The organism is Cribrihabitans marinus (assembly GCF_900109035.1).
GTDB lineage: Bacteria > Pseudomonadota > Alphaproteobacteria > Rhodobacterales > Rhodobacteraceae > Cribrihabitans > Cribrihabitans marinus.
Genome location: NZ_FNYD01000008.1, coordinates 255271 through 264113, shown reverse-complemented (window position 1 = coordinate 264113; position 8843 = coordinate 255271). Strand labels below are relative to the sequence as shown.

The 8843-nt window shown below is 60.9% G+C and carries 4 protein-coding genes; 3 read left to right on the top strand and 1 reads right to left on the bottom strand.

Annotation, left to right across the window (positions count from 1 at the left end; genetic code table 11):
- Positions 1–593 precede the first annotated feature (593 nt).
- On the bottom strand, positions 594–6110 hold the full coding sequence (locus BMX57_RS14975; protein ID WP_092368793.1) for a RecQ family ATP-dependent DNA helicase: 5517 nt from the start codon (positions 6108–6110) through the stop codon (positions 594–596).
- Between the two features lie 917 nt (positions 6111–7027).
- On the opposite strand from BMX57_RS14975, the gene BMX57_RS14970 reads away from it, so the two are divergent.
- From BMX57_RS14970 to BMX57_RS14960, 3 genes are all read left to right on the top strand, one after another.
- The gene (locus BMX57_RS14970) at positions 7028–7441 is read left to right on the top strand and encodes a hypothetical protein (RefSeq protein ID WP_092368790.1); all 414 of its coding nucleotides are present in this window, start codon (positions 7028–7030) and stop codon (positions 7439–7441) included.
- 316 nt (positions 7442–7757) lie between these two features.
- Positions 7758–8108, top strand: a complete 351-nt coding sequence (locus BMX57_RS14965; RefSeq protein ID WP_092368788.1) for a hypothetical protein — start codon at positions 7758–7760, stop codon at positions 8106–8108.
- Between the two features lie 7 nt (positions 8109–8115).
- A complete protein-coding gene (locus BMX57_RS14960; protein WP_092368785.1) occupies positions 8116–8496 on the top strand; it encodes a hypothetical protein in 381 nt (126 codons plus the stop codon).
- Positions 8497–8843: the final 347 nt, after the last annotated feature.

Here is an 8843-nt window from a genome sequence, read left to right as displayed (position 1 = left end):
CCAGAACCTTGATGTCCATCAGATGCTCCTCTCTCCACCTATGCCCGCCACGGTAGCAGCGGGTTGGTGGGAAGGCAGTTCATCCCATTAGCTTAAAGCGCCAGAGTTTTCCAAAGCCTTCTCAGCGCGGAAGATCGCGTCAATCTCGTGGGCAGGCCGCCGAGGGGGTCGGTTTCTGGAGGTCTCTTTGCCGCTCGCGCTCGGCGAACTATCCGTGCAGGGATGCTTGGGCCAAGGGGGACCGAGTTCATCAAAGAATACACGACTTCCATGATGATTAGAGTAAAAGAATACGGTTTTTCCACATACTGGACATTGAGCGTTGGGGTTGACGAAATGAGACGAGACAGTTCTGACATTGAGATATTCCAGAACCCCTCGAGCATAAGCCGTTGCTTCGCTTTGGGCATGAAAGTGCCTGACCGAATGTCCACCGCCTGTGTCCCCACCCCAGCCACAGTTGCAGTTCGAAGGATGATTCCAAGCGTTGCAGCCCATGGCAGCCTTTTGCTCCAATATATTGGCTCGGCATCCAAATGGTGGCGCCGCCCATCCCGTTTCAAGTGCGGCTGTGTCCCAATGTACGAAATGCCTCACCTTAGCGCTTCCAATTCGGGAATCACAGTATACCAAGCATCGAGGAAGATCTTGCCGTGAAGATATTCCTGGCTGTCCGCTTTGCGCCAGCGAACGAGCGCAAAAACCCGGGCGTAAACCTCTTCCCCAGGAACTCCGGGGACAAAGTCCCTCTGCATCTTGCCGATCCGATGCCATCCAACCCCAATCGGCGCGAAGACATGCCAGGGGTTCCGGTCCTGCCGGTCCTGGGTCTTGGAAATCCGGATACGGTCGCCAGACTTCAACCCGGCAATGATCTCTTTGGTTCTTTCCCGCGTTTTTTGATCAGATGTGCAGCGCGGCCCGTCCCAGGCTGGGAAAGACAGAAAGACTTCGCGGACGGAGCAGGGGACCAGCGGCGCCTTGGCTTGAGCCGACACTGAAGGCAGGTGCGGTTCGAGATGGAGCGGTGCGAGATGCTCCGATCTCGTCACCGAGATCAACCGGCTCGTTGGTGCCATGAAGCCACCCGTCACCAAGCTTAGGCTGTATCGGGCCCGGGTGGCGGCAACATAGAAGAGCCGCCGATCTGCATCGGTGATCGTTACCCTGTGCAACCAATCGCAATCGCAGACGACGACATTGTCAAACTCGAGACCCTTGGAACTGTGCGCGGTGAGCACCATCACCCCGTTCTGCTCTGGTCGCCAGCCATGCGCCCATTCAACGAACTCCTCAAGCACCAAGCGCGGCGAGAACTCTACCGGCAAGTCATCAGTTGACTCGCGTCCCTCGGAGCTTTCCTGAGCCGCATCTATCTGGTCACGCAGGTAATCCCTGAGCCATTGTGCCACGGCTCGCGCCCAGAGGCTTCCGTATTGCCCCTCCAGCCATCCAGCGACCCGCTCGATGTTCTCCGGCAGGAGCACCCTACCTACGCGCTCCTTCTTCTCCAGCCACTCCCTGACCCGGACAGCTTCCTTCACGCGCGCCATTGGCACGAGTCCTTGGAGGTCACGCGACACCTCGATCCCGGCATCCACCAGCGCGCGCTCGACCACCGGGATATGCGCGCGCCGGCGCACCAGCACTGCCGTAGATGCCCAGCGCCATTTCTCCTTGCCGACCGCGGCACGCAGGCGCAGTAGCTCGGCAGTCGCGATGGCCGCGTGGCTTTCGATGGTTTGATCGGCATTCTCGAGGACCGTTACACGTCCAAGATCAGGATCGCGCGGCCGGTGATAGCGCCCTTGCAACGGGTCATGGGCCCGGCCTGGATCGATCTCGATCTCCCGGGTCTTCAGGCGATCGGAGCAATAGGAGATGATCTCCGCCGCACAACGCAGGATGGCTCCGCTCGAGCGGTAGTTCCATGTCAGCTCGGGCATCTTCTTGGGCGTGTTGAACAGCCGGTCGAAGGCGCGGATATGCTGCCCGCTGGCGCCGCCGAAGTCATAGATGTTCTGGTCGTCATCTCCGACAGCGATGAAGCGGACATTGACGAGGTCGGCCGCGCTGCGCGCTTCACTCGCGGCTTTCTTCTGGCTTTGCTGGGAGATCTCCTTGATCAATGCGAAGGAGTCCTCGGTCACGTCCTGGAACTCGTCGACGAAGACCCAACGGAAGCGCCGTAGGATGAGGTCCGAGAGATTACCGCCGTCATCGCGTTGCTGGGTCAGCCGCGCGCTGGCGCGCGCCAGGATGCGATCAAAGGCGCTGGCCTTGCGCCCGCTGTCGGCCTCGGTGTCGGTGAGCCCGACTTCCTCGCCTACCGCCTCATCCGAGAGCTCGGCGAAGGACTGACCGAGCACCTGCAAGGCAAAGGAGTGATAGGTGTAGACCGAGACGACGGCGCCGCGCCGGCCAAGCGCGGACTTTGCACGTAGGCGCGAGCTGATCTCCTCCGCAGCACGCCGGTTGTAGCACAAAGCCAGGATCTGATCGGGTGGTACGCGCTCGACGCCGACAAGCCAGACAATGCGCTCCACCAGCACCCGCGTCTTGCCGGCGCCCGGGCCGGCCAGGACCAGCAGATCTTTCAGGCTGGTGTCGTCATGCACGATTTTCGACTGCTCGGGGTCGAGCCTGCTGCGCAGCTCGATCTGTCGCCGGACAGGACCGGGACGGTTTTCACGAACCACCTTCAACTCTTCGCCCTCGAAGAAAGTCGCGAGGCTCTCCTTGGACGGTGCCGCGAAGTAGGATTTGAGAAGCTCGGGCGCCTCATCCGGCACATCGAGCACCCGCCGGGCGTAGCCGTCCATGAGGTGCAGCTGGCGGATCTCCTCCTCCTGGAAGGCCTCGACCCCCGTGCGGAACATTTCCAGTGTGTAGGAGCGGACGGTCAGGTTGGTATCGCGTCGCGCGATCTCGACGCGGATAGCTTCTTTCTTGTCGAAGAGGCCGGCCGAGATGTCGAGAGCCTTGATCCGCGTTAGTAGGCGCAGATGGCGCCTCACGAGACGCTCTGATGCTCCTGCTGCGAGACTGGAGCCGTCCGGAGCGCGCCAGGTCCCTTCGACATCCATGTCGAAACTTGCCACTTCTTCGGCGAGGCGATCCGTTTCGATACGTAGGTGGCGCTCGTCGTCGGCGAGCTTTTCGAGCACCTGGAACAGGCGGGCGGTCTGCGAACGGTGTTGTTCGAGCCGGGCCCGAAGGTCGTCCGGCTCGAGCTCGGGCGCGAAGATCGTGAGCTGCTTCGTCAGATTGGCCGGTGCCACTTTGACGCCGATAAGTTTCAGCCGGCGCAGTTCCTCGAGAAGCTGAAGAGCCTCCTTGGCGGTAAGGCGCACACCGTCCTCAAGCTCGTTCTGAACTTTTTGGAGGAGCGCCGCGAGCGTTATCTGGAATGGCCGCGGCGCCTGCTTGGCGGGTAGCTCGTCTACCTTGATCTCCTGGGTGTCGTCGAAGATGTCCTCCTCCACCGCGGCCCGGGCCTCGAACAGGGCGATAATGACCTCGACCACTGCATTGCTCTTCTCCGCCCAAGTCGAGACGAGACGAGGCGCGATCCTTGCGCCGCCAAGCTTGATGTCGACGGTCTTATCGACATGCAGGAGATCGCGATGCTTTCGCAGGGCGGTCACGGCTTTGCGCACGATCCTCAGTCGGCCGGTTTTTCGCAGGCCGCAGATATCCGCGAGTTCCTCGAGATCGTCGGGGAGCTGGGGCTCTTCGCCTTTGGTCGCCTGTGAGAACAGGTGCTGGACGATCCGGGTCTGGATGCGGGTAAGACCCTTGGGATCGCGCTGAAGCGCGTCCAGAACCTGCCTCTTGACCCGGAGATGGGAAAATCCGGATTGGGCCCCCACCTTGCGAATGAGGCCATGGGCCTCGAGTTCATCGACGATGCGGTCGACCCTTGATCTCTGTAGTTCCTCGGCGCGCTCGTAGGTCGAGTCCTTCAGAAACCCGAGCACATCTTCAGCGACCACCTGGTAGGGCAGTGAGATTGGTGGGAAGCAGTTGGCCTTGCGCTGCACGCGGCGCTGGATGTCGAGTACATAAGCCAGGACAGAATCGATGTCTTCCTTATGGAGATGCCCTTGGGCGCAAAGACCAAGGCGGCGGTCATGCTCCTCTGGGTCGTGCAGGAGAATGCAGGTGGCTGGCTTCTTGTCGCGCCCGGCGCGCCCTGCTTCCTGGGCATAGGCCTCAAGGGAGGCCGAGGGTCCGGTATGGAGCACCAGCCGCACCCGCGGGCAGTCGACCCCCATGCCGAAGGCGATGGTCGAGACAATGACCTGTAGGCCCCCCTCGGCGAAGTCGCGCTCGACGCGCGCTTTATCCTCCGGGGTGCGATCGGCGTGGTAGAACTCCACGCTGTGGCCGAGAGCTCCGAGACTGGCCGCGATCTGCTGGGTGTCCTTGCGACTGTAGGCATAAATGATTGCCTGGCCACCTTCGGGCAATAGCTCCGGGTCGCGAAGCATGTCGCTCAGCTGCTCATGTGCCTCCCCATCACGGGGCACCACGCGGTAGGTGAGGTTCGGGCGTTCTGAGCCGCCGTCGATGACCGCGAGCGTTCTGCCCATACCGGTCTTGAAGGCTGCCTGGATGCCTTTCTGGGTCTCCGGGCGGGCGGTGGCGGTCAGGCACAAGATGGTGGCCTTCTCGCTGCCGCGGGTGCCGCACTCGGCGATCCACTTTGGCGCTCGTCGATAGTCGCCTCGAAAGCCGTTACCCCAAGCCGGGATGCAGTGCGCCTCGTCGAAGACCCACATGCCGATCCGGCGACTATCGAGCACCGTGCGGGTCGATTTCGAGCCAAGGCTTTCCGGTGCAAGGTAGAGTAGCGCGATTCGCCCCTCGCGGATGGCCGAGAGGATTTCGTCGCGGGTCACGACATCGAGGTCGCTGTGCAACCGCGCAACGCCCGGCAGTCCCTGGTCGTCGGCCTTGGCAGCCTGGTCTTCCATCAAGGCCTTCAGAGGCGAGACCACCACGGTGAGATCGCCCGTGCGCTCGTGGTTTTCGAGGGCGGGCACCTGGAAGCAGCGCGACTTGCCTGTGCCGGTGGGGAGAATGCCCAGCGCAGAGCGCCGTGCCAAGGCTGCGTCCATCACGCGCTGCTGGTAGGCGATGCCCTTCTCATCCAGGGGCGGCTGGAAGCACGGGGTCTCGCCCTCGGCAGGCGGGAACCAACTGCGCATGCTATGGAGCGATGTCGCGTGCTGCCGACAGCGATGGCACGACGACTGGCTGCATCGCCGACGACCGAGATCGTCGAGCGCTTCGTGAAATCCCAGATTGCCTTTTAGGAGCCATTCGGCCGGAGATGGTCGATCCGAGCGATGGCACACCCAGCTGAGAGCCCACGCCAATGGCCAGCCATTTCTCGTTTTGAAAGCGTGGACCAGTTGGTCGTGTAGGCCGCGCATGCAGACTTCGCCCTGAAAGAGCCGAGCAATCGAGTCTATCACCAACCGCACGGTCTCGAAGCTCTCGCCGGAAGCGCCTGTCTGCGGGCCCAGCGCCGCAGCGAAGAATGCCTTGTAGCCAAAATGACCCGTGCCCAGGGCACACAGCCATCGCAATATCTCGAGCCACTCTCGGTTCATCTTGGTGAATGCACTGACCTCGGCTCTTAGCAGTTCGAGCGTTTCCTGAGAGTCCTTGACTGGGTCTGCCAAGCTGGTCTCGGACAGGTATGGCTTCTTCAGCGCATGCGAAGCTTTGCCGGGAAAGGCGAGAGGGCTAAGCCAGATCGTGTCGATGACTTGAAGATCACTGAGTTTTTTGCCGAGCATGTCTTCGAGCTCGGGGATGTCGTGGACTGCAACATTGTGGCCGATAACAAATTGCCGACGGCCAAGCTCCGCCTCGACAGAGCGTAAAGACATATTGCGTCGCTTAGCCGCTTCTTCCATTGGAAAATCAGCTGGAAAGGCTGAGGCATCACAAAGGTAGCTTTGGCCATCCCGTCCGGTTGAGGTTTCCAGATCGAAGACAACGGAACGCGAAAATAGATCCTCAAGAGAATCAAACGGGCGCAAAGCCACGGAAACCACATCGCGATCATGTACGCTCGGATCGAAAAAACGATGCATTAACAGTCACCTCTCGCAAGAACAAAGGTGATTTTGGAACAACATTCAATTGGAAAAAACTTGAGCGCGTGATCGCGGACAAACCCTACGCAGTGCTGCGTGCGGCGACGACTGCGGATCGTCACGCGTGTTGCATCATCTCGCACCACCGTTTGGAATTGGAACTCCCCGTTTTCAATGTCTGCGTCAGGTCGTATCTTGTGGCATTTGGAACGAGCGCCGCCGCGCTCGTGGTCGTCTCCCGTCAGCGGCCGGGACTGCGAGGGCTGCCAAGGCGGCCCTCTCCGACAGATGGTATGGGAATTTGTCCGAGATGCACGTCGTTGCTTCCGCTCAAGCGGATGCCACCACCTCTGGGGACTGATCAGGTCCCCGCAGCGCGCTGCTCTTCGGTGATGCACAACACTGTTCACGAGCGTCCAGTGGTTCTGGATTTCGCACTGCCTCCTTTCTCTTCGCTCATCGTGCGGTCCCGAACGGCATCTTCATTCCGTCCGTCATAGGAAAGAAATGGAATGTTCGACGTCAGCCGGAAACATTTTCCCGCCGATAGCCGCAAAATATTCCTCCGCACTTCGCGGTAACGACCCCTCGTGATCCTTTCCGACGCGCCCGAAAAAGCTTCCGACGGGGCGGAAAGCAAGCGCTCCGGGAGGTTTATCACGGCCCCAGCCAATATCGTCATCCGGCATCATGGGGCCGGTTGACGACTTTGGCAGGGGAATTCCCAAGCATTGTCGGGCAGGACGAAGTTTTTTTCTTCGTGCAGCGGGATCTTGGCCAATCTGCATGTCGAGGGACCGATTCAAACGCCGTTGAGGCCCGACAACAGACAGGAGGTTCATTTCGGCGAAACGACAGCGGACAGGCTTGATGCTGCCACGACTGGCAGACGCGCAACAATCAGGAGGAACACCATGCTGCGCAAGCTCCCCGCGAAGACGCTGTCCGCAGATCTGCAACTCACCGCTGTCCGCGTGCATTTCGACAAGCACGGATCTGCGCTGTGCAACGCCGCGAGGCTGATCGACGGCGAGGCCGGAACGGCCCGCGTTCTGCGCCTCATGTCCGGGCTGCACGAGGCGTCGCGCCTCGAGCGGGCGACGCGGCGCAGGCTGGTCGATCTGCACCGGCTCCTGTCCCTCAATCCGGTCGTCGACGATCTCGAACCGGACCTGTCATCCTGGGTGCTTCTCGATCCCGCCAGCCCGGAGGTGGAAGAGCTCTGCCTGCTCACCGATCGGCTCTATGATCTCCTGGTCGAGATCGGCGAACGGGACGACGAGCAAGATGCCATCGCGCTCGCTCTCACGGACCAGGACGCGGCCTGAACTGCGGCGCCGGTCATGTGCGGTTTACATGGCCGGCGTCACGCCGTGGGCGAACACTACGCCCACGGCCCAGCCTTGCACCGTCTTGGAACTTCGTGAGCGGCGCGGCGCGACGAAAAAAATCATGTGTCCGGCAGATTTCTTCTTCGTCATCTCGATGAACGACCAATGTTCTCGTCACCAGCACACGAAACCAGCAATCGACACGAACCGAAAGGAGCCTGCCAACGCCCAAGCATCTCCCTGCGGCGAAACATGACGCCGATGAATCAGGCACACCAGCACCGTTTCCGCCACCGCATGAAGGGAGAACATCATGCTCAACACCACCACCCTCGACATTGCCGAGGCGCGTCTCGGCGCCGCCTATGCAGTAGAGCAGCACCTCCGCCGCCACGGCGCGAGTCTCTGCGACCTGCTCGACGCGCTCGACGACCCGGCCGGCTTCGCTGGGCTCTGCGACCTGCACAGCGCCTTCGGGCAGCCGATCCCGGATACCGATGCCGTCGAAGCCGCGCTGCGCGACATCCAGCGCGTCCTCGCCGACCAGATACCGTCGACGCTCGATCGGATCGGTCATGAACGAGGTCTGCCGGCCTCCGACATGACCCTCTGGCATGGCGCGCGGGTCAGCGACCTACTCGCGCGGTTCCGTCATGCCGACTGAGACTGAGATGCGCTGCGCCCTCCAAGTGGTGCGCGAGCGCCGCCTGAGCCTTTATCCCGATGAGTTAGGGATGGAGAATGACATCTGCGACGTTACGCTGTGGATCATCGAGAAGTACAAACCGTCTCGTGTTCATGTCTGGGTGGACCGGCATTACACGAATGTCGGCCGAGATATCGCTGGCGTCACCGTCATGACTTCGCCAAGACATCCGGCACCGCTGACTGAAGTGGCATACGAAGCGTTCCGGGCGCTCGGCTACGGGATCAACGATACGGGCGCGGACATCTACGGACACCAATTCTGCGATGGCCATCATTCGAGACACGATGCGCTGCGCGCATACGGTCGTATAGAAGCCGCGCTGCAACGTTGGCGCTCGAAATAGGGAATTACATGCACTTCGGTGAAGGGCGGCGCAAGCCGCCCTTTTTTGTGCCTGGCGTTCCTTGGTCCTATATCTACCGATATCGCTCATCTACTTCTCGGCAAGTCGTCGGAACGTGCGCTGATGTGCTCTTCCTGGCAAACTGGTCCACGGTGAGCAGCAGCGGAGGGGCGCCACCAGCACAAGAGCGCTACCGGCCATAACCAAGCCGAAGAAAAATTCTCAAAACCATTTCTGCCGCCAGTTTCCGGTGCCCATATCCCTCAGGACAGAGCCGAACGCGCGGTCATGCGCAAAATGGCGGATATAACGGAAAATCGGGCTCTTTCGCCCGATTGACCTTATTC